This is a genomic window from Trinickia sp., assembly GCF_036503415.1.
In the GTDB taxonomy this organism is placed as follows: Bacteria; Pseudomonadota; Gammaproteobacteria; order Burkholderiales; family Burkholderiaceae; genus Trinickia.
Genome location: NZ_DASXWY010000224.1, coordinates 1 through 19739 on the forward strand (window position 1 = coordinate 1; position 19739 = coordinate 19739).

Consider the following 19739-nt stretch of genomic DNA (forward strand, 5'->3'; position numbering starts at 1 on the left):
TGTGCCAGCCGCGCGGCGCTCCTGCGTCTCGGCCCGCCCCGCGTCCGTTGCTGCATTACCGCGACGAATCTGCATTCGACTCTCCCTAAGACGTTCCAATACCTCCTCGCAATGTAGCGGCGGCGATGCTGCGCAGCGTTGCGGATGCGAATTGGGCGCCGCCAAAACGAATCGTCACACTGTTGCGGCGGCACAGCTACGATCAGGTCGTCGTTCCCGAGGCGAGCTGCGTCGGGGCGCTTGCGATCGCGCGTTTGCGGCGCGGCGCAGACCGGTCGGCCGCCACGTCGAAGACGACGAGCAACGAAACGATGGCAATGCCCAGGGCCGTGCGCCAATCGAATGTCTGCAGGTTTGCGGAAGTCGCCAACAAAAGCGAGATGAACGGTTGAACGGACATGCAAACGAGGACGGCAAACGGTCCGCTCAGTTGCACGGCGGATTGCAGCAGCAGCATCGGGAGCATGACCCCCGCCAGGGTGACGACAACCGCGATGCCGACGGTACTGCCGTCCACCGCGATATGTAGCGAATCAGGGAGCGCCAGACACCAAACGAGCGTCGCGCAAACGGTCAAATAAAAACGCTGGGAAACGATTCGCGAACGCGACCAGCCGCGCTCGGCAAGCTCAGCGCAAACCGACATCGTCAGCGCCGACGAGGCCCCCGTGACTGCGGTCGCCGCCATGGCGATCCAGATCGACAGCCGACTCAGCCCGGCATGCCCGGCGCCATCGAACTGCCTCGCCCCGAGCAGCAGGCAGGCGACGAGAACGCCCGTGCAGATGGCCAATCTGCGAGGTGTGGGCCACGCACGCCTTTTGATGCTGTCGGACAGCGCTCCGACGATCAGCGCAACGCCGGTGTCGATCGCCACGACGACCGAAGGATCGAGCTCGCGCAAGGCGAAGAAAAAGCAGAGATAGGTGATGGCGGTGTAGACGTTGTTGCGAATCAGCAGGTCGTAATCGCGCCGCGGCATGCTGAATCCGTTTTTCAAATTCAATATGAGCGTCGTGAGCAAGAAACTGCCAAAGACGAATACGGGTTCGGGAATGCCGGAAAGAAAATAGGTATAAAGCACCTGCCCAAGCGCTTGCAGGCATATCGCGGCCATTGCCTGAAAAGGTCCGTAAAAGCTCATGGGACACTCCGTTCAGCAGGCCGCAGCCGAGGCTTCGACGGTCTCGTAGTCGATCTCGTAGAGCAGCCCCTCGGCGTCCCATTCCCGAATCTGCTCGCGGTCGCGCTCGATCAGCGCCGCATCCTCGTGAACGAGATAGATGGCGCCGCCCCACCCTGTCGAATCCGTCGTGAGATGAACGCGCGTACCGACAGGCAGTGTCCGGTAGATGGCATGGAACGTCGGCAGTTCGAGCAGCCGCTCGAGGCCGTCGACACCCGTGATGACGCCATCGCCAGCGAATGCGAAGAACACCTTCGTCAGATGGCGTCCGGGCAAATATCGATCGCTGCGCCGGCGCATCTCGTTCATCCATTCCGGCTGCATCAAATCCAGGGCGTGGTAGATCGACTGGGTCTTCAGCCCGGCGGCGGCATACGAGTCGCGATCCATCGCCGCCCCCATCAGGCGCGCGCCCGTTTCGATCATCGCTGGACCGCGAGCCGTCCATTTCAACTCGCTGTGCGCTGTGCCATTCACGATGCCTAGCGCGTCGAGCGCATCGAATGTATAGCGCAACAACGAGGAGGCGGTACGCGATTCCGGTGCGAGCAGTTCGAAGTCCTCCATGACCATGGCGTAGCCGGGCAGCAGGCGAATGTTGACGCGCCATGCGTCCGTCATGAAATGGCGACCGTCTCGGCTGACGGTATTGACGATGTACTGCGTGCCGTCGAGCCACGATTGAACGATCAACTGCCGATTGGGCTGCGCGAACACCGTATGCGCCGCGAAGGCCTTTCGACAGGCCGTGCGCACCTCGTCGAGGCTGCGGCAGATCGTGACGTTGTCCGAACCGGCGCTGTCGAGCGGCTTGACCACGAGCGGCCAATTGCCCTGGCGCTGTGCCCAGGCAACGGCCTCGTTCTCGCTGTCGACGAGCGCCTGCTCGGCCGCCAGCAAGCCGCGGCGGTGCAGTGCCGCGATCATGCGGAACTTGTTGCGCCGCTCGGCAACGAGCGGATAGAGATTCGTCGGTGCGCCGACGAGATGGGCGAGCCGCTCAGCGTAGCTCACACCCATCTCCGAGCCGGCGAGGACATGATCGATGTCCATCGCCAATAGCATGCGGGCCGCTTCATCCTCGGCACCGAGATAGCCGAGATCGGCGCGGTAAGGCGTGGCATCGATTCCCGCCCGAAAGACGGGAGGCGGCTCGGGCGTCGAGCATAAATGAAAGAGCTCGGCACCCATCGTCTTCAGGTCATGCGCCAGTTCCCGGCCCATCGAGTATCCGTCGACGATCACGATGTTCTTCGCTTGAATCGCACCCATCCATGAACTCCTTCGCAGGTCGCGCACGCGAGCGTCAGTGCGCCGTCGCTTCATCGTAGGCAAGCGGCCCCGGCCGCTCGCTACTCGAACCCGTAGCGATCGATGACAATTGCTGCGAAGAATGCGGACCGTGCAGGCGCGCGCGAAGCGGCGCGCTGCGGCGTTCAGGTGCGCGGTATCGAGCGGATATCGCCGGTCGGGTCGCTCTCGCGTGGGCCGTCTTCGGCGTAGGTGGGCGCCGTCCCGCCGGCGTCGATCGGCACAATGGCGCCGCGGCGCACCGCGTGGGGCGCGTCGGGGAGTCGATCGTCGACTTCGCTGCCGCACCGCGCCTGCACGAATGCACGCAGCAGCGCGGTACGAAGCGTTGCCCCGGCGGCCTCCCCCGTTTCTTCGCAGTCTGCGAAGCGCGCCCGGCAAAGGGCCGATCCGTCGTCCCGTGTCGTGAGCGTCAGCTCGCGGGCCAGCTCCAGCACGATGCCCGCATCGGCCCAGTCCGAGCTCGGCGCAAAGCGCCGATCGAGCAGGCGCAGTTCGCCGTGCGCGAGCGTGACGACGAGCTCGGGCTCGATCGCCACGAAGCGGATTTCCTCGTCGTCGTCGACGAGCGCACGGGCGCACCAGTAATCCAGCGCGCGGTCAGTCAAGTCCTCGGTTTTCATAGGTTGCTCCCGGTTTGGGCGAAGCGGCCGGCACTTCGATCTGGGCAATCAACGGAAAGTGATCCGACGCTGTGCGAGCGAGCGCACTGCGATGCACGCTGACGCCCGTCAGCCATTCGCCCGGGTGGACCCAGATGCGATCGAGCGCGAAGATCGGGCAAAACGTCGGGAACGTACGCGGAGCCGGCGCGCGCCGGAAATGCGTGACGAGCGTCCGCAAGGCCTTGCCGCGTACGAACCATTCGTTGATATCGCCGAGCAGGATCACCGGCAACTCGGTCGTGTCGAAAGCGTTCAGCAGCGCTCGCACCTGCGTACTGCGTTCCCCTGCCGACAACCCGAGGTGGGTCGCGACGATGCGCAGCAGCACCGAACCGCACGCGATATCCGCATCGAGTGCGCCGCGCGGCTCGCGGCCGTGAAACGACAGATCGAGCGTGCGCGCCGCGCGGATCGGCAAACGCGAGAGCACGGCATTGCCGTAGCGCCGCCGCGGCGTGTCGAGCGTCGGCCCTGCCGCCGCATACATCCCCGTGGTGTCGCGCAGATGCGCCAGCACATCGGGCGCATCGCTGCCGCCCAGCGGCACTTCTTGCAACGCGACGACGTCCGCATCCAATTCCGCGATGACTTGCGCGACCCGTTGCTCCATTCGGTGCGCCGAATGCGTCGTCCACGCACCGAGGCCGCCGTGAATGTTGTAGGTGGCGATGCGCAGCGCGCATGCAACATCCGCGCGGACCGGCGTTTCGGCTGGCTCGGGCAGCGTGTCGGGCTCCATCGCCTCGACTGGGCTGGCTTGTGCAATCATCGGCGCGGGCTCAACCACCGTTGCAACAGCACCGACGCGCCGACGAGGGCTGCGCCGATCGCCACGAGCGTCGCCCAGGCTCCCCCGCCAGGATGGCGAATCGTGGCCACCAGTTGGTGAGCGAACGTGACCGTCAACACTGTGCCGGGCAGCATTCCGAGCATCGTCCCCAGCAAGTAGTCGCGCAGACTGATATGCGATGCCCCGGCGACGAGGTTCACGACGGTGAACGGCGCGATCGGTAAGAGACGCAGTATCATCATGGTCACTATTCCGCGTCGCCCGATACGCTCGCTGAGCCGATTGGCACGCGCCCCGGCCAGCCGGCGCACCGCATCGCGCCCCAACGTGACGCCGATCCCGTAAGTCGCGGCCGCCGCCAGCAGCGTTCCGCCGAGCGCATAGCCCAAGCCCGGCCAGGCTCCGAAGGCGAGGCCGGTTGCGGCGATCAGGACGGTGATCGGCACCGACAGGACCGCCGCGACGACATATCCGCCCAGTACGATCAATGGCGCGAGCGGCAGTGTGCCGAGGCGCCGGCCCCAATGCACGATCGACGCGAGATTGATATCGTGCCCGAGCGGCGTAAAACGCCAGATCACCGTCAGCGCGACAATGGCCAGCACGAGCGTGCCGAGCAGCAACAGGCGCGCGGTCAGCGATCGGCCGTGCTCTTCGGGAACGAACTCGCGTACCAGCGCCTCCGGCTCGATCGGCTGCTCCGGATCGAGCCAGGCGCTGATCGGGACGACGGCATCGAGATCGCTCGTGATGACGGGCGTGAAAGGTTGCAGGGTCCGCGCCTCGTCGCGCGAGAGCGACGCGATCGCGTCATGAAGCCGCGCCGTGCGTTCGAGCGCTTTTTTGCATTCGGCCTCCGGAACGTCCAGATGCTCGCCGAGCAGACGGTTGCGCCAGCGCGCGATCGCCGCGCGCACCGCCGGGTCGCCGTTGGCATCGATCGCGATGTTGCATTCCGTATCGAGCACCATCGAGCGATTGTTCAAGTTGGCACTGCCAATGGTGATCGCGCGATCGTCGACGATCATGACTTTGCTGTGCACGTTCAGGCAGCGCGTGCCGAGCCCCTCGATATGCGGACAGTACATTCGATAGCGATCGTGAACATCGGCCTCGACGAGCGCGCGATGCAGCCTTGCGCGCAATACGCCCATCGTCGCCTCTTGCAGCCAGCCGCTTTGCATCCGCGGTACGACGACCGCAACGTCCGGACCGTCCGGTTCCGCAAGGCGCGATGCAAGCGACTCGCGAACCACGGCTGCCGTGAAGTACTGGTTCTCGATATAGATATGCTCGCGTGCTGCCGCGATGAGATCGGCGGTCAGGTTGCGCACGTGCTGCAGCGGCTCGCGGCCGAGATGCGGGGGCTCGGTCAGCGAGATGCCGAGCATCACGTCGCGCAACTCGACGGTTGCATCCGGCGGCCAAGGATCGGGTTCCTCACCCGGCACAGACTCGGCCTGGACCGGGATCGAACGTCCGCAAGCGCGCTGCCATCGCTGCCGCGCAAGCTCGCCGATCGCGCGTGCGGCATCGCCGTCGAACATGGTCTGGACGTCGTGGAACGGCCCATACGTCTTGCCGTTCGGATCGCGACGGCGGGGATCGTCGACCGCATGAGCCCGCGTATCCCAGCGGGAACGCGTCAGATCCATGCCACCGACGAATGCCAGACGGTCGTCGATCACGACGTATTTCTGGTGATGGGATGCGCCGCGCGGATGCGTGCCGTCGAGCCTGAACGACAGCGCATGATGCGAGCGCCAACTGGTTTGATAGACGGGTAGCCATTCGCGCTCGAACGCGTAGATCATGGCAAAGTCCCAGGCGAGGATGTAGATGCGCAAATGGCGCCTGAGTGCCCCGAGGGTTTGCAGAAATTCTGCAAGCGGCTCTGGAAATCCGTCGTTGGCCCCGTCCGGCACGAGTCTGATGCGGCTGTTGATGTCCCAGCCCACGATGAAGATCGTATGCCGCGCACGCTTCAAAGCCTCGCGCAGGACGGAAAAGTAGGCTTCGCCATCGATCAGGACTGCGAAACGATCGGCCCGGCGGATCGTGGCGCAGTTGCGGCCCGCTTCGAGCAGGCCATGCCGCGCGCAGTGCGGCGCAGTGGCAGCATGCACCTGCGCGTCGATTTCGCGTGCGCGCGCATCGATTGCCGGAGCACTGCTGCCGGCGATATCGCTCATCATCGGCATGGCGGGCTCGTCAAATGATCGGCACGCCGCCCGTCACCGCGACGGTCGCGCCGGACACGTAGCTCGCCTCGTCGCTCGCCAACATCACGTAGACCGGCGCCAGCTCCGCCGGCTGCCCGGGACGCTTCATCGGCGTTTGCTTGCCGAACGATTCGACGTTCTCGGGCGGCATCGTCGCCGGAATCAACGGCGTCCAGATCGGGCCCGGGGCGACGCAGTTCGCGCGAATCCCCCGCTCGGCCAGCCATTGGGCCAAGCCGCCCGTGAAATTCTGGATCGCGCCCTTCGTCGTGGCATACGGCAGCAGCGTGGGCCGCGGCTTGTCGGCATTCACGGACGTCGTATTGACGATCGCGCTGCCGCGCTTCATATGCGGCAGCGCAGCCTTCACGAGGCGAAACATCGCGCCGATGTTCACATCGAACGTACGGTCCCACTCATCGTCGGTGATCTCCTCGATCGAGTCGTAGTCCATCTGATAGGCCGCATTGTTCACGAGTACGTCGATGCGCCCGAACGCCGCAATCGTGCGCGAAACGACCTCGCGGCAATGGGCGGGATTGGCGAGATCGCCGTCGATCAGCACGGCTTTGCGCCCCGCCTGCTCGACCCAGCGGGCGGTCTCGCGCGCGTCGTCGTGTTCGTCGAAATAGGCGATCGCAACGTCGGCGCCTTCCCGGGCGAAGGCAATGGCGACCGCCCGGCCAATCCCGCTGTCGCCGCCCGTCACGAGTGTGGCTTTCCCGGCAAGACGCCCATGTCCGCGGTAGCTTTGCTCACCATGGTCGGGTTGGGGGTGCATCGGCGCCGTCCTGCCCGGAACCTCGTTTTGCTGCTGCTCAGGCAGTGGCGGCCGTGGTCGATCAGTCATGTTCGCTCCCTCTCGATTCGGTGTCAGAGACGGTGTTGCCAGACGCTTATACCGTAGGCGAGCAATGCGCGTGCCTTGTGGCGGGGACACACCGGGGCGGAGGGTCCGAACGCGACCCGGCGGAACCGACCGGAGCAGCCTGACCGGAGCAGCGCGTTTCGCGCATGAAAAGATCGTCCTAGTCACCCGCGCGAGCGCATGCCAAAGTGGGCGGATCATTACAGGCAACGAAGGGGAAAGCGTGTCGACTCGGATCCATTACCGGCCCTTTGCTATAGCGGACATCGGCGCCGCTCACGCTCTGACGACAGAACTCAAATGGCCGCACCGCGAGGACGACTGGCGGTTCGTCGCCGGACTCGGCAACGGCTTCGTGGCCGAGTGCGACGGACGCGTGGTGGGCACCGCGTTCAGTTGGAAGTACGGTGTGGAGGCAGGCTCCGTCGGCATGATCATCGTGTCGCCCGCGCATCAGGGCATGGGTATCGGCCGGGGCTTGACCGAGCTCGCGCTCGAGGAGCTCGGCTCGCGGCGAGCTATGCTGCATGCGACACCCGCAGGCCGTCCGTTGTACGAAAAACTGGGCTTCGTGGCGATCGGCGCGCTCGATCAGCACCAGGGCAATGCTGGTGTGCCCGCGCTGCCGAGCTTGCCGCCGAACGAGCGGCTGCGGCCCATCGGCGAGCGCGATACCCCGCGTCTCGTCGAGCTTGCTTCGCGTGCGAGCGGTCTCGATCGGACGACCGTACTGCCCGCGCTGCTCGAGTCTGCCGACGGCATCGGACTCGAGCGCGACGGGGAGTTGATCGGCTTCGCGCTCTTTCGCCGCTTCGGGCGCGGGCAGGCGATCGGCCCTGTGGTGACACCCTACGCGGCGGATCCGTTGCGCGCACAAGCGCTGATCGGTCATTGGCTCGCATCGAGCCCCGGTGCCTTCGTGCGGATCGACGTCCCTGCCGATAGCGGGCTGACCGATTGGCTCGAAGCGCTCGGCCTCGCGCGTGTCGACACGGTCGTCAAGATGGCGCGCGGCGCCGGCTCGGCATGGCCACGCGACGAGCGCTTTGCACAGTACGGCATCATCAATCAGGCAATCGGCTGAGGGCGGCAGTGACATTTCTCTATAAAGCCGATCCGGCCCGAGGCGAAATCTGGGCGCGACTGTTCGCGCAGCGCGCGCCCGAACTCGCTTTTCGTCTATGGCCCGATGTCGGGGACCCGGCCTCGATCCGCTACCTCGCTGCGTGGCAGCCTCCCGAGGACCCCGCCCGTACCCTGCCGAACCTCGAAATCGTCTTTTCCGTGGGCGCCGGAGTCGACCAGTTCGATCTGGGCGGCATTCCGCGGCACGTTCCTGTGGTCCGCATGGTGGAGCCCGGTATCGTCGAGGGAATGATCGAGTATGTTTGCCAGGGCGTGTTGAGCCTGCATCGCGATCTTTTCGACTATGCGCGGCAGCAGCAACAGCAGGTCTGGCGCGAAATCCCTTTGCGGCCCGCCTCGACCTGCCGCGTCGGTGTGCTCGGGCTCGGCATGCTCGGCACCTCGGTGCTCGAACGTCTGCGCTTGTTCGGCTATGACTGCGCGGGCTGGAGCCGCTCGCAGCACACGTTGGAGGGCGTCGCATGCTACGCCGGTGCGGCCCAGCTCGACGCCTTTCTGGCACGCACTGACATTCTCGTATGCCTGCTGCCGTTGACGGCGGCCACGCACGGCTTGCTCGACGCCGATCTGCTTCGCAAACTGCCGCGCGGGGCGTCGCTGATTCAGACCGGGCGCGGCGCGCACCTGCGGCAAGACGATTTGCTGCGGCTGCTCGACGAAGGCCACCTGCGTTATGCGCTCCTCGATGTAACGGAGCCCGAACCGTTGCCGGCGGGTCATCCGCTTTGGACTCACCCGCGTGTGCGCATCACGCCGCATATCGCGAGCGCGACGCGTCCCGAGACAGCGGTCGAAGCCGTCCTCGAGAATCTCGCTCGCTATCGCGCCGGTCTGCCGATGATCGGTGAGATCGATCGGGAACGTGGTTATTGAGCTTCGATCCTCATGAAACGGCGTTTGCCGATTCCCGATTGCGGATTCGGCGCGCGCGCATGCTAAAGTAGCCGTCACGTTTTCGACGGGCTTTCAGGCGACCACTGACGATGACCGGGGATTGCAAGCTGGATCGAATCGATCTGCGTATTCTGTCTCAACTCCAGAAGCGCGGGCGCATTACGAACGTCGAACTCGCCGATGCGGTTGGGCTTTCGCCAAGTCCGTGTCTCATCCGCGTCAAGCGCCTCGAAAAAGCCGGCTACATCGCCGGCTACGGAGCGCAGATCCAGCTCGAAAAACTGGGCGACGTGCAGATCGTCTTCACGGAAGTAACGCTCGCCGATCATCGCCGCGAAGATTTCGACCGTTTCGTCGCCGCGATTCGCAATATCGACGAAATCGTCGAATGCCACCTGGCAAGCGGCGGCTACGACTACCTGCTCAAGTTCGTCACGCGCAGCGTCAGCCATTATCAAAGCGTGATCGAGGGTTTACTCGAACGCAATATCGGCATCGAAAAGTATTTCAGCTACGTGATCATCAAGTCGCCGTTCGTGAAGAACAGTTATCCGCTCGAAGTCTTGTTTCCGCACAGCTAAACCGGCGATTCGGGTCCGCCTCGTACCTCGTCCCCGGCCACCTCGGCAGCCGGCTGCGCAAGGGTCTGGGCAAGGTAATCGACACATGCGCGCACCTTGGCGGACTGCGTCAGACGTGCGGGATACACGGCCCATATGTCGGCCGGCTGCGTCACCTCGGGAAGCACCCGCCGCAGCGAACCCGCTTCGATGAGACGCCCCACGTCCCACATGGAGCGCAGCACGATGCCGCGTCCGGCCAACGCCCATTGCACGGCCACTTCGCCATGGTTCGTCGACAACGGCCCGGTCACTTTCACTGAAACGCGCTCGCCCCGAACGTCGAGCCGCCACACCCCGAATGGATGGTCGCGCTCCTTGATCGCCAGGCAAGCGTGGGACGCCAGTTCGCTCAGCTGCTTCGGCGCGCCATAGCGCTCCAGGTAGGCGGGCGATGCGCACAGCACGCGATGATTCGAAGCCAACCGCTTCGCGATCATATGCGGGGCGATCTCGTCGCCGATGCGGATGTCGAGATCGAATCCTTCGCCCGTGACATCGACGAGCCGGTCGAATAGATCGAGACGTACGCTCAACTGGGGATAGCGCTCGGAAAACCGAGCCAGCGCCGGTGCAAGGATGTGGCGGCCGAAGCCGAAGCTGCTCGAAATGCGCAGCGTGCCGCGCGGAATGCGCCGCGTCGTGGAGACGTCTTCGACCAGTTGCTCCACGTTGTCGAGAATCTTTTCCGCCCAGGCATAGACGCGTTCGCCAGCCTCGGTGATCGTCACGCGCCGTGTCGAACGATGCAGGAGCCGCGTGCCGAGCGTCGCCTCGAGAATGCTCACACGTTTGCTGACATAGGCCGCGGAAACGGAGAGCGCGTCGGCCGCGGCGCTGAAGCTCGAGCAGCGCGCGACAGTGCAAAAGACACGCAGGTCGCTCAGCTCCGGCGCACGGGCGGAATCCATAGGGGGCCTGATTTATACACGATTCGTGAACAGTCGATTAACCAAAACCCAGATTCTAAATCGAACGGAGCGAAATAAAATGACTGTAATTCAACTTTCATGGAAGAACTCCGCCATGGCCCGTACATATCGGATCGCCGTCATTCCCGGCGACGGCATCGGCACCGAAGTCATGCCCGAGGGGCTGCGCGCGCTCGACGCGGCATGCCGCCGCTTCGACATAGCGATCGAGTACGAGCACATCGACTGGGCGAGCTGCGACTACTACCAAAAGCACGGCCAGATGATGCCGGACGACTGGAAAGCGCAGTTGTTGCACTGCGATGCCATTCTGTTCGGTGCCGTCGGCTGGCCCGAGAAAGTCCCCGACCACATCTCGTTGTGGGGCTCGCTGCTCAAGTTCCGCCGTGAATTCGACCAATACATCAACCTGCGTCCGGCACGTCTTTTCGAGGGCGTCCCGTCTCCGCTCGCGGGTCGCCGGGCCGGCGACATCGATTGCTGGATCGTGCGCGAGAATACCGAAGGCGAGTATTCGTCGGTTGGCGGCGTGATGTTCGAAGGGACCGAGCGCGAATTCGTCGTGCAGCAAGCCGTGTTCACGCGGCATGGCAGCGAACGTGTACTCAAGTTCGCATTCGATCTGGCCGCGCGGCGCGCGCGCAAGAAGCTCACCGTCGCGACGAAGAGCAATGGCATCGCGATCAGCATGCCCTGGTGGGACAAGCGTGCCGAGGAAATTGCCACGCAGTACCCGAGCGTCGCGTGGGACAAGCAGCACATCGATATTCTCTGTGCCCGCTTCGTACTGAACCCCGATCGCTTCGACGTTGTCGTCGCGACGAATCTCTTCGGCGACATCCTCTCCGACCTCGGCCCCGCATGCACGGGCACCATCGGCCTTGCGCCGTCCGCCAACCTCAATCCCGAGCGTGCGTTCCCGTCGCTGTTCGAGCCGGTGCATGGTTCCGCGCCCGACATCGCGGGCAAGGGCATTGCCAATCCGATCGCCATGATCTGGTCGGCGGCCATGATGATCGATTTCGTCGGCGGGCATGCCGGCAAGGAAAGGCAGGCTCACGACGCAATGCTCGCCGCGATCGAAGCGACGCTCAAGGAAGGGCCGCGCACGGGCGACCTCGGCGGAAACGCCACCACGCGCGATGTGGGTGCGGCCATTGCCGCGCGCATCGAACAGGTTTGACAAGGAGCCACGGATGACACGCATATTCGAACTGTCCGAGCTGATTCGCACGGACAACTTCATCGGCGGACGCTGGGTGCCGGCGGCGGACGGCGCGCGTTTCGCTGTTACCGATCCTGCCACGGACGAACTCATCGCCCAGGTGGCCGATAGCGGGGCCGCCGATGCGCGTGCGGCCACCGATGCCGCCGCGGCCGCCCTGCCCGCCTGGCGCGAGACGTTGCCGAAGACCCGCGCGGAAATTCTGCGACGCTGGCACGCGCTGATCGTCGCGAATCAGGATGCGCTCGGCGCATTGATCTCGCGCGAACAGGGCAAGCCGCTTGCCGAAGGACGTGGCGAGGTCGCCTATGGTGCTTCCTATGTTGCCTGGTTCGCCGAAGAGGCGACGCGCATCTATGGCGATCTGATTCCGCAGCAGCAACGCGGCAAACGCATGAGCGCCGTCAAAGAGCCGATCGGCATCGTCGCCGCGATCACGCCATGGAATTTTCCGCTTGCGATGATCGCGCGCAAGATCGCGCCCGCGCTGGCAGCAGGTTGCACCGTGGTCGGCAAGCCGGCCGAGGACACACCGCTGACGGCCAGCGCGCTCGTCATGCTGGCGCACGAGGCTGGCGTGCCTGCCGGTGTGCTCAATCTGATTACGACCTCGCGCGAGCGCGCGGTGCCGGCCGTTGCCGACTGGTTGCACGATGCGCGCGTGCGCAAGATCACGTTTACGGGCTCGACGGCAGTCGGCAAGTATCTGGCCCGCGAGTCGGCCGATACGCTCAAGAAGCTTTCGCTCGAACTCGGCGGCAACGCACCGTTCATCGTGTTCGACGATGCCGATCTCGAAGCCGCGGTGGCAGGCCTCATGGTCTCCAAGTTCCGCAACGGCGGACAGACGTGCGTATGCCCGAACCGCGTTTATGTTCAGTCGGGCGTGTTCGAGCGGTTCGCAGCTCTGCTGGGCGAGCGCGTCGGTGCATTGAAGATTGGCCCGGCAAGCGACGAGCATTCGCAGATCGGCCCGATGATCAATGCGCGCGCGGTCGACAAGATTGCGCGGCATGTCGACGATGCACTGACGCGCGGCGCGCGCATCGTCACGGGCGGCAAACGTCTGACCGACCTCGGGTCTCACTACTACGCCCCGACGGTGCTCGCTGACGCCGATCCGAGTATGCAGCTCTATTGCGAAGAAACGTTCGGGCCGGTCGTGCCGCTCTTCCGCTTCGAGACGGAAAGCGAGGCGGTGCAAGCCGCCAATGCGACGCCCTACGGCCTGGCGGCCTACTTCTACAGCAACGACATCAAGCGGATCGAGCGCGTGTCGGGGGCGCTCGAAGCGGGCATCGTCGGCATCAACGAGGGCGCCCTATCGAGCGAAGCGGCGCCGTTCGGCGGAATCAAGGAGTCGGGATACGGCCGGGAGGGCTCGAAGTACGGCCTCGACGACTATCTGTCGATCAAGTACCTCTGCCAGGGCAATCTTCAATAACGGCATCGCTGCCGATCGTCTCTGCACCGAGGCGGCTCTACAGAAGCCGCCCATTTTTTGTTCGTTTGGCGTGGGGCTTGCGTAAGCGCCTAAGCGCCTAAGCGCCTAAGCGATATGCATCGACCGGCCTTTCATTCGATTTGCGTCGTCGGACGCTGGGACACCGCATACGGGCCGGAGTCGACGTATCGACGGCAGAATGCGAAATGCCGCGCGCCCCGCAGCGCAAGATGACGGACCGCGCGATGCAGCGGTGTGGCGGGAACGAGCACACGAAGCACTCTTCCCGTTGCATCGAGGTTGGCAACGGCGGCTTTCTGTCGCTCCGCGTTGTACCCGGGGAGCGAATAAATCGCGGTCTTATCCCCGATCGCGCGCGCCAGATGCGCGGCCAGCGCGCGCGCATCGCCAATGCCCGAATTGAGCCCTCGCCCGCCGAACGGGCTGAACTGATGCGCGGCATCGCCAGCCAGGAAGACCCGGCCCGCGCCGAATGTCTTCGCATGCGTATTGTTGAACTGATAGAGGCTCGTCCATAGCACCTCATAAGGGATATCCGGTCCGATGAGCGCGCGTATTTTCGTGTGGAGGCCATCGCCGTGGGTCAAGTCCTCGAGACGCGTAGTGGGCGCGACCTGCCAATCGAAGCGCCAGACCCCGTCGGGTTGCGGCAGCATAAAGGCCTGATAGCCTGGATTGCCGGGCGGGCTGTAATAAAAACGGCGCTCGTATTCGATGTTCAATTCGGCGCGAACATCGGCGATGAGAAAGCGGTTTTCGGATCGCCGGCCGATCAATTCGATGCCCAGGAGCTTGCGTATATTCGAATGTGCGCCGTCCGCGCCGACGACGAAATCCGCGACGAACTCCCGGCCCTCTTCTGTAACGACCACGACATGTCGCTCTGTTTGCCGCAAACCCATCACGTGCTGATCGAAGACGACCGAGATGTGATCCGGATACTGCGTGCGCGCGGCATCCAGTAGCGCGCTGTCGGTTTCCTGTTGCGAGACGTTCACGAAGAGCGGGTAGCGCGCGTCCTTCGATTCCGGATAGGTTTCGCTGAAAAGAAGCCGATCTTTGTGGTAGGTCCGCTTCACACGCCAGGTGATACCGCGTGCGGCCAACCGCGCGCCCGTGCCGGGCGCCGCTGCGTCGAACGCTTCGAGCGTGTCGCGCAGCAACACGATGGCGCGCGATCCGGTTCGCAGGACGTCGGAGCCACGTTGCAGGACCGTCGAACGGATGCCTTGTCTTGCCAGCAGCAATGCGGTGGTCAGCCCGACAGGACCTGCGCCGACGATCAGAACCGGTGATGTCGGGCTATTCATCGACGCCCTCGAACAGGCCGCGCGGAAAGTACTCGGTAATGCGCATCAAAGGGCGGCCCGCCACGACGATGTGGTAGCTGCGATAGACGAGTTCCGTGGCGTCGAAGCATGCGTTCGGGCAAGGCGCTTCGTCGAGTGGGTGGATGCCCCAGTCGAGCAGTTCGCGGAACGACTCGATACGCGCCGAGCGCATCAACAAGCCGATGGGCAGCGTGCCTTGCATCAGCGGTGCCCGCAGCGGCGGCGGCAAGCGCGCATCGGCGATGCGAGACTCGGCATACACGAGATTGCGCTTGCTCAGCGCGGTTCGCAGCACGACCTCTCGCCGTGTCGTTGCTTCGTCTGGACCGAGGCTCATGGTGGCGCAGGCCGATACCGCATCGGCGCGCTCGGCGTGCTGTGCGAGCAGCACGGTCTCGATGCTTTCGCCGGAAAACGCGTCGAGCAGCAATGTCAACGTACCGTCGGTACTCAGCAAGGCCTTGGTGCGCGATCCCAGCGATTGCCATACCTCGTGCTTTGCGCGGTCTTGCTCCGTAGCGGTTGTGGCGGGGAGCGAAAAGAACCTCGCGTGTTCTGTGTAAACGGACATGCCGAAACCCTCGATGTAGGGCGACGCTTGCAGCGCGTGCCGTGAGACGGGGGCTCCATTGTTCAGTCTTTCGGGCACGCGAATGGCGGGACTTCCGTATGTTGCGATAAGCGTTCCGGGTATTCCTACGGAAATGCCCGAACGTCCGGCCGGTCTCTTCGGCGAGGGGAGAATCGTCTTTACGCGTTTTTTACGCCCCCGCCCCCAGTCTTGTCCCTGCCTTTACGCCCCCTCCTCTACGCTTCAGGCTGTCATGGTTCGTAAGCGAGACGAGAAGAATGGACTTGATCTATATCGCGGGGATTGCCCTTTTCCTGGCAATCACCGTTGGATTGGCGGCCGGATGCGAGAGGCTCGGTAACCGCGCCCCGGGAGGCCGGCCATGATGACCTGGATGATCTGGCTCGCGGCAGCCGCGACAACGTTGTTGTTCGCCTACCTCGTGTACGCGCTCCTCAGGGCGGAGGAACTCGAATGAATGCGAACGACCTGTTGCAGACCGCGCTCTTCATCGTCACGCTGATCGCCCTGGCCTTTCCACTTGGCCGGTACATGACAGGCGTGCTCGACGGTTCGTCCATCGTCGTTCGCCGTATCGGTCGTCCCATCGAACGCCTGTTGTTCAAGCTTGCCGGCGTCGATGCCGATGCCGAAATGTCATGGAAGCGCTATGCGCTGGCCGTGCTGCTTTTCAACGCGCTGGGCGCGCTCGCCGTCTACGCGTTCCTGCGGTTGCAGTCATGGCTGCCCGCGAATCCGCAGGGTTTTGGCCCGATGACGCCCGATGCGGCATTCAATACGGCCGTGAGCTTCGTGACGAACACGAACTGGCAGAACTACACGCCGGAGGCCACAGCCAGTTATTTGACCCAGATGGCGGCGCTCACCGTCCAGAACTTCCTGTCGGCGGCGACCGGCATCGCTGTCGTGGTCGCGCTGATCCGCGGTTTCGCGCGGCACACGGCCCAGACCATCGGTAACTTCTGGGTCGACCTCACGCGCATCACGCTCTTCATCCTTGCGCCGCTTGCGATCGTCGTTTCGCTGGTATTCGTGAGCCAGGGCGCGATACAGAACTTCAAGGCCTACGAGGAGGTGTCGACCCTGCAGGTGACGACCTACCAGGCGCCGAAGACCGACGCGCAAGGCAACGCCCAGAAGGATGCGAAGGGCAACCCGATCATGCAGGACCGGCAGGCGGACAAGCAGACTCTCGCCATGGGCCCGGCCGCGTCGCAAGAAGCGATCAAGATGCTGGGCACGAACGGCGGTGGATTCTTCAACGCCAATTCTGCGCACCCGTACGAGAACCCGACGCCGTTATCGAACTTCGTGCAGCTGATCGCCATGCTCGTGATTCCCGCCGCACTGCCCATCGTGTTCGGCCGGATGATCGGCGATCGCCGCCAGGGCGTCGCGGTGCTCGCGGCCATGACGATTGCATTCGCGCTCGCCTGCTGGGGTGAGATCAGTGCGGAGCAGGCCGGCAATCCGCTTTTCTCGACGTTATCGGTCGACCAACGTGCTTCGGATGGCCAGGCAGGCGGCAACGCGGAAGGCAAGGAGGTGCGATTCGGCATCGCTCAATCCGGCATTTTCACGGTGGCGACGACCGCCGCGTCGTGCGGCGCCGTCGACAACACCCACGATTCGTTGACGCCGATCGGCGGCTTCGTGCCGCTGTTGTTGATCGACCTTGGCGAAGTGGTCTACGGCGGCGTCGGCTCCGGGCTCTACGGCATGCTCGTCTTCGCCTTGCTCGCGGTGTTCGTCGCGGGCCTGATGATCGGCCGTACCCCCGAATACGTCGGCAAGAAAATCGAATCGTACGAGATGAAGATGGTCTCGATCGCGATCCTGCTCACCCCGTTGCTCGTGCTCGTCGGCACTTCCATCGGCATACTCTCGCCGCTCGGTACGGCCGGGATTGCCAATCCGGGCCCGCACGGCTTCTCGGAAGTGCTCTACGCGTTCAGCTCCGCCGCAAATAACAATGGCAGCGCGTTTGCCGGGTTGACGGTCAATACCCCGTTCTACAACGTGCTGCTCGGGATCGCGATGTGGTTTGGCCGCTTCGGCACCATCGTGCCCGTGCTCGCCATTGCAGGATCCCTCGCCAACAAGAAACGCATCGCCGTCACGCCCGGCACGCTGCCGACGCATGGGCCGCTCTTCGTCGTGTTGTTGCTCGGCACGCTCGTGCTCGTCGGTGCGCTGACCTATGTGCCCGCGCTGGCGCTCGGCCCTATCGTCGAACATCTGATGATGATTTCGGGCCATTGATCTCGAGGAAAAGCATGACAACAATCAATCCAACGCCTGCGCATCGCCCGGATAATCAGGGGCAAACGCGCACGGCCGCGCGCGCGATGTTCGATCCCGCGCTCCTCAAGCCGGCCATCGTCGATTCGTTCAGGAAACTCGGGCCGCACACGCAGTTGCGCAACCCCGTGATGTTCTGCGTCTATGTCGGTAGCATTCTGACGACCGTGCTATGGATCGCGGCTCTGGGCGGGCAGGCCGAAGCGCCCGCCGGCTTCATACTGGCCGTCGCACTCTGGCTCTGGTTCACGGTGCTGTTCGCCAACTTCGCCGAAGCGCTCGCGGAGGGACGCTCGAAAGCGCAAGCCGCGTCATTGCGTAGCGCGAAACACAACGTCACGGCGAAGAAGCTCAACGAGCCGCATCCGAAGTCGCCCATCCGCATCGTGACGTCGACCGATCTTCGCAAGGGCGACGTCGTGCTCGTCGAGGCCGGCGATACGATTCCGGCCGACGGCGAAGTCCTCGACGGCGTGGCTTCCGTCGACGAATCCGCGATCACGGGCGAGTCCGCCCCTGTCATCCGCGAGTCGGGTGGCGATTTCTCGTCCGTCACGGGCGGCACGCGCGTGCTGTCCGACTGGATTGTCGTGCGGGTCAGCGTCAATCCCGGCGAGGCGTTCCTCGACCGGATGATCGCCATGGTGGAAGGCGCGAAGCGGCAAAAAACGCCGAACGAGATCGCGCTCACGATTCTGCTCGTCGCGTTGACGCTCGTGCTGCTGCTTGCCACGGCGACGCTCCTGCCGTTCTCGCTCTTTTCGGTCGCGACGATGAACTCGGGCAGCGTCGTGACGATCACTGCGCTCGTTGCCCTGCTCGTCTGCCTGATTCCGACGACGATCGGCGGGCTGCTCTCCGCCATTGGCGTGGCCGGCATGAGCCGCATGATGCAGGCCAACGTCATCGCGACGTCCGGCCGGGCGGTCGAAGCCGCGGGCGACGTCGATGTCCTCTTGCTCGACAAGACAGGCACGATCACGCTCGGCAACCGGCAAGCATCGGCATTCGTGCCGGCGCCGGGTATCACCGAGCACGAGCTCGCCGATGCGGCGCAGCTTGCATCGCTCGCCGATGAAACACCGGAAGGCCGCAGCATCGTCGTGCTCGCGAAGCAGCGGTTCAATATCCGCGAGCGCGACATGGCCCAACTGCAGGCGACCTTTCTCGGCTTCACGGCGCAAACGCGGATGAGCGGCGTCGATCTGCATCCGAAGACAACGCGCGCCGGGACGCCCCCCGATGGGACTTCCTTCGGGGCGCCCAGTCGCGAAATCCGCAAAGGCGCGGCCGATGCGGTGCGCAAGTACGTCGAGGAAAGCGGCGGCCGGTTTGCCCAGGAAGTGAGCAAGGCAGTCGACGATATCGCACGGCGCGGCAGCACGCCGCTCGTGGTCGCGGAAAAGACCGGCGGCGAGAATGCCAGCGGAGCCGCCCGCGTGCTCGGTGTCATCGAGTTGAAGGACATCGTCAAAGGCGGTATCAAGGAGCGTTTTGCCGAATTGCGCAAAATGGGCATCAAGACCGTGATGGTGACCGGCGACAACCGGTTGACGGCCGCGGCGATCGCGGCCGAAGCCGGAGTCGACGATTTTCTCGCCGAGGCGACGCCCGAGACGAAGCTCGCGACGATCCGCGCGCACCAGACCGAAGGCCGGCTCGTCGCGATGACGGGCGACGGGACCAACGACGCTCCGGCGCTCGCCCAGGCCGACGTGGCAGTGGCGATGAACACCGGCACGCAAGCGGCGAAGGAAGCCGGCAACATGGTCGATCTCGATTCGAATCCGACGAAGCTGATCGAGATCGTCGAAATCGGCAAGCAAATGCTGATGACCCGCGGTTCGCTGACGACGTTCTCGATCGCGAACGACATCGCGAAGTACTTTGCGATCATTCCGGCTGCGTTTGCGACGACCTACCCCCAGCTGCGCGTGCTCGACGTGATGCATCTGACGTCGCCCGCGTCGGCCATTCTCTCCGCGGTCATCTTCAATGCGCTCATCATCGTTTTCCTGATTCCGCTCGCGCTGAAAGGCGTGACGTATCGCGCGCTTGGCGCAGCCGCACTGTTGCGCCGCAATCTGCTGATCTACGGGCTCGGCGGCATCATGCTGCCGTTCCCGTTCATCAAGCTGATCGACATGTTCCTGGCCGCGATGGGCTGGGCCTGAACCGATTCCCTTTCTTA

General features: G+C 64.2%; 17 protein-coding genes. 8 read left to right on the plus strand and 9 right to left on the minus strand.

Annotated elements, in window-relative coordinates; genetic code table 11:
- Positions 1-202: 202 nt before the first annotated feature.
- The 6 genes from VGL01_RS25310 to VGL01_RS25335 form a co-directional block, all read right to left on the minus strand.
- A complete protein-coding gene (locus VGL01_RS25310; RefSeq protein WP_331574306.1) occupies positions 203-1144 on the minus strand; it encodes a DMT family transporter in 942 nt (313 codons plus the stop codon).
- 12 nt (positions 1145-1156) lie between these two features.
- A complete protein-coding gene (locus VGL01_RS25315) occupies positions 1157-2458 on the minus strand; it encodes a hypothetical protein (protein WP_331574308.1) in 1302 nt (433 codons plus the stop codon).
- Positions 2459-2622: 164 nt separating this feature from the next.
- On the minus strand, positions 2623-3120 hold the full coding sequence (locus VGL01_RS25320) for a phage protein NinX family protein (RefSeq protein ID WP_331574310.1): 498 nt from the start codon (positions 3118-3120) through the stop codon (positions 2623-2625).
- Positions 3098-3931, minus strand: coding sequence for an endonuclease/exonuclease/phosphatase family protein (locus VGL01_RS25325; protein WP_331574312.1), 834 nt, complete (start codon positions 3929-3931; stop codon positions 3098-3100). Before VGL01_RS25325 ends, VGL01_RS25320 begins: the two co-directional genes overlap by 23 nt.
- Entirely contained in the window at positions 3928-6144 is a 2217-nt protein-coding gene (locus tag VGL01_RS25330; protein WP_414720354.1) for a VTT domain-containing protein, read from the minus strand. Before VGL01_RS25330 ends, VGL01_RS25325 begins: the two co-directional genes overlap by 4 nt.
- A 19-nt stretch (positions 6145-6163) precedes the next feature.
- Positions 6164-7024 (minus strand): SDR family oxidoreductase, encoded by an 861-nt coding sequence (locus VGL01_RS25335; protein WP_331574316.1) that lies wholly within the window; start codon positions 7022-7024, stop codon positions 6164-6166.
- Positions 7025-7265: 241 nt separating this feature from the next.
- Here VGL01_RS25335 and VGL01_RS25340 point away from each other — a divergent pair, with 241 nt between their 5' ends.
- The 3 genes from VGL01_RS25340 to VGL01_RS25350 all read left to right on the plus strand — a co-directional run bounded on the left by VGL01_RS25340 (position 7266) and on the right by VGL01_RS25350 (position 9663).
- A complete protein-coding gene (locus VGL01_RS25340) occupies positions 7266-8126 on the plus strand; it encodes a GNAT family N-acetyltransferase (protein ID WP_331574318.1) in 861 nt (286 codons plus the stop codon).
- Between the two features lie 8 nt (positions 8127-8134).
- Entirely contained in the window at positions 8135-9061 is a 927-nt protein-coding gene (locus VGL01_RS25345; protein WP_331574320.1) for a glyoxylate/hydroxypyruvate reductase A, read from the plus strand.
- A 110-nt stretch (positions 9062-9171) separates the two neighbouring features.
- On the plus strand, positions 9172-9663 hold the full coding sequence (locus VGL01_RS25350; RefSeq protein ID WP_331574322.1) for an Lrp/AsnC family transcriptional regulator: 492 nt from the start codon (positions 9172-9174) through the stop codon (positions 9661-9663).
- Here the strand turns inward: VGL01_RS25350 and VGL01_RS25355 are convergent.
- Positions 9660-10613: a LysR substrate-binding domain-containing protein gene (locus VGL01_RS25355; RefSeq protein WP_331574324.1), complete on the minus strand. Its 954-nt coding sequence runs from the start codon at positions 10611-10613 to the stop codon at positions 9660-9662. The genes VGL01_RS25350 and VGL01_RS25355 overlap by 4 nt on opposite strands.
- 115 nt (positions 10614-10728) lie before the next feature.
- Here VGL01_RS25355 and VGL01_RS25360 point away from each other — a divergent pair, with 115 nt between their 5' ends.
- Together VGL01_RS25360 and VGL01_RS25365 are read left to right on the plus strand one after the other, a co-directional pair.
- The gene (locus VGL01_RS25360; RefSeq protein WP_331574354.1) at positions 10729-11817 is read left to right on the plus strand and encodes a tartrate dehydrogenase; all 1089 of its coding nucleotides are present in this window, start codon (positions 10729-10731) and stop codon (positions 11815-11817) included.
- Between the two features lie 13 nt (positions 11818-11830).
- On the plus strand, positions 11831-13303 hold the full coding sequence (locus VGL01_RS25365; RefSeq protein ID WP_331574326.1) for an NAD-dependent succinate-semialdehyde dehydrogenase: 1473 nt from the start codon (positions 11831-11833) through the stop codon (positions 13301-13303).
- Positions 13304-13434: 131 nt separating this feature from the next.
- Here VGL01_RS25365 and VGL01_RS25370 read toward each other — a convergent pair whose 3' ends face one another.
- Positions 13435-14634 carry an FAD-dependent monooxygenase gene (locus tag VGL01_RS25370; protein WP_331574328.1) on the minus strand — a complete coding sequence of 400 codons (1200 nt, stop codon included), beginning with the start codon at positions 14632-14634 and terminating at the stop codon, positions 13435-13437.
- Entirely contained in the window at positions 14627-15226 is a 600-nt protein-coding gene (locus tag VGL01_RS25375; protein ID WP_331574330.1) for a chorismate--pyruvate lyase family protein, read from the minus strand. Before VGL01_RS25375 ends, VGL01_RS25370 begins: the two co-directional genes overlap by 8 nt.
- Before the next feature lie 385 nt (positions 15227-15611).
- Here VGL01_RS25375 and kdpF point away from each other — a divergent pair, with 385 nt between their 5' ends.
- The 3 genes from kdpF to kdpB all read left to right on the plus strand — a co-directional run bounded on the left by kdpF (position 15612) and on the right by kdpB (position 19722).
- Positions 15612-15704 (plus strand): K(+)-transporting ATPase subunit F, encoded by a 93-nt coding sequence (kdpF, locus tag VGL01_RS25380; RefSeq protein ID WP_331574356.1) that lies wholly within the window; start codon positions 15612-15614, stop codon positions 15702-15704.
- Positions 15701-17509 (plus strand): potassium-transporting ATPase subunit KdpA, encoded by a 1809-nt coding sequence (gene kdpA / locus VGL01_RS25385; RefSeq protein WP_331574332.1) that lies wholly within the window; start codon positions 15701-15703, stop codon positions 17507-17509. Before kdpF ends, kdpA begins: the two co-directional genes overlap by 4 nt.
- 86 nt (positions 17510-17595) lie before the next feature.
- Positions 17596-19722, plus strand: coding sequence for a potassium-transporting ATPase subunit KdpB (gene kdpB, locus VGL01_RS25390; RefSeq protein ID WP_331574358.1), 2127 nt, complete (start codon positions 17596-17598; stop codon positions 19720-19722).
- The last annotated feature ends 17 nt before the right edge of the window (positions 19723-19739 follow it).

Bases quoted from the DNA above. Each gene is read 5' to 3' on its own strand.
- VGL01_RS25325 (WP_331574312.1), bottom strand. From the start codon at position 3,931: ATGATTGCACAAGCCAGCCCAGTCGAGGCGATGGAGCCCGACACGCTG.
- VGL01_RS25370 (WP_331574328.1), bottom strand. From the start codon at position 14,634: ATGAATAGCCCGACATCACCGGTTCTGATCGTCGGCGCAGGTCCTGTC.
- VGL01_RS25335 (WP_331574316.1), bottom strand. From the start codon at position 7,024: ATGACTGATCGACCACGGCCGCCACTGCCTGAGCAGCAGCAAAACGAG.
- VGL01_RS25310 (WP_331574306.1), bottom strand. From the start codon at position 1,144: ATGAGCTTTTACGGACCTTTTCAGGCAATGGCCGCGATATGCCTGCAA.
- kdpB (WP_331574358.1), top strand. From the start codon at position 17,596: ATGTTCGATCCCGCGCTCCTCAAGCCGGCCATCGTCGATTCGTTCAGG.
- VGL01_RS25315 (WP_331574308.1), bottom strand. From the start codon at position 2,458: ATGGGTGCGATTCAAGCGAAGAACATCGTGATCGTCGACGGATACTCG.
- VGL01_RS25320 (WP_331574310.1), bottom strand. From the start codon at position 3,120: ATGAAAACCGAGGACTTGACTGACCGCGCGCTGGATTACTGGTGCGCC.
- VGL01_RS25350 (WP_331574322.1), top strand. From the start codon at position 9,172: ATGACCGGGGATTGCAAGCTGGATCGAATCGATCTGCGTATTCTGTCT.
- kdpA (WP_331574332.1), top strand. From the start codon at position 15,701: ATGAATGCGAACGACCTGTTGCAGACCGCGCTCTTCATCGTCACGCTG.
- VGL01_RS25375 (WP_331574330.1), bottom strand. From the start codon at position 15,226: ATGTCCGTTTACACAGAACACGCGAGGTTCTTTTCGCTCCCCGCCACA.
- VGL01_RS25330 (WP_414720354.1), bottom strand. From the start codon at position 6,144: ATGAGCGATATCGCCGGCAGCAGTGCTCCGGCAATCGATGCGCGCGCA.
- kdpF (WP_331574356.1), top strand. From the start codon at position 15,612: ATGACCTGGATGATCTGGCTCGCGGCAGCCGCGACAACGTTGTTGTTC.
- VGL01_RS25355 (WP_331574324.1), bottom strand. From the start codon at position 10,613: ATGGATTCCGCCCGTGCGCCGGAGCTGAGCGACCTGCGTGTCTTTTGC.
- VGL01_RS25360 (WP_331574354.1), top strand. From the start codon at position 10,729: ATGGCCCGTACATATCGGATCGCCGTCATTCCCGGCGACGGCATCGGC.
- VGL01_RS25365 (WP_331574326.1), top strand. From the start codon at position 11,831: ATGACACGCATATTCGAACTGTCCGAGCTGATTCGCACGGACAACTTC.